Annotated in this window: 1 protein-coding gene; it reads left to right on the forward strand. The window is 59.9% G+C overall.

Annotated features, from left to right (window positions below; all coding sequences use genetic code 11):
• Positions 1–73 precede the first annotated feature (73 nt).
• Positions 74–826, forward strand: coding sequence for a recombinase family protein (locus AC1DX0_RS36415; RefSeq protein WP_477220551.1), 753 nt, complete (start codon positions 74–76; stop codon positions 824–826).
• Positions 827–957: the final 131 nt, after the last annotated feature.

Here is a 957-nt window from a genome sequence, read left to right on the forward strand (position 1 = left end):
TCTGACTCACTGTAAAGTTTACAAACGAGCGTATATAATCCTTACGCACAAGGATCCGCCCGTGAAACCCGCAATGTCCTATTTTCGCGTCTCGACCGACAAGCAGGGAAAGAGCGGCCTTGGCCTTGATGCTCAGCGTCAGGCTGTCGCCCGTTTCGTCGCGGCCGAGGGCTTCGAGATCGTCGGCGAGTTCACCGATGTTGAGACCGGCAAGGGTGCGGATGCTCTCACCAAGCGTCCGCAGCTCGCCAAGGCACTGGCGGCGGCCCGAAAGAACAGCAACTGCCCGGTCATCGTTAGCAAGCTCGACCGATTGAGCCGCGACGTCCACTTCATCAGCGGTTTAATGGCAAATCGCGTGCCTTTCGTCGTTGCGGAACTCGGCCCGAACGTCGACCCGTTCATGCTCCACATTTATGCGAGCCTCGCCGAAAAGGAGCGCACGCTAATTTCCGAGCGTACGCGACATGCACTGCAGGAGGCCAAGAAACGTGGTGTCAAACTTGGCGGCCCGAAGCTTGCCGAAGCTCAACAAAAATCGATGGAGGTTCGCATGGCACAAGCCGCCGCCTTCGCTGCCAACATCCTCCCGATCATCCGCGACATCCAAACGAGCGGGGTCAAATCCCTGAGGCAGATCGCTGTGGCACTCAATGCGCGCGGCATCACTTCGGCGCGTGGCGGAACGTGGACGGCTGTTCAGGTGACGGACATCATCAATCGCGGAGCTCGCTTGAGGGCCAATTTCAAGCAGCCAGTCGCGGTGGAAAACAAACAAGATGTGGCGGCAGAAGGATCGAGGACACCGCTCGGGTCGCGCTGGTAGCCCCGGCACCCACCGGGGTTTGCCGATGGCGGGGTATGGGGGGGAACTTGTGGGGCCCCGCTGATCCGCACCCGGTCAGCTTCCCCATTGAAGGCGAGGAGGACCAACTACCGTCATGGGCATATAAGCGA

Source organism: Mesorhizobium sp. P3_A9 (assembly GCF_056402975.1).

Excerpts from the sequence above, each read along its gene's own strand:
- AC1DX0_RS36415 (WP_477220551.1), top strand. The coding sequence starts at position 74 with ATGTCCTATTTTCGCGTCTCGACCGACAAGCAGGGAAAGAGCGGCCTT.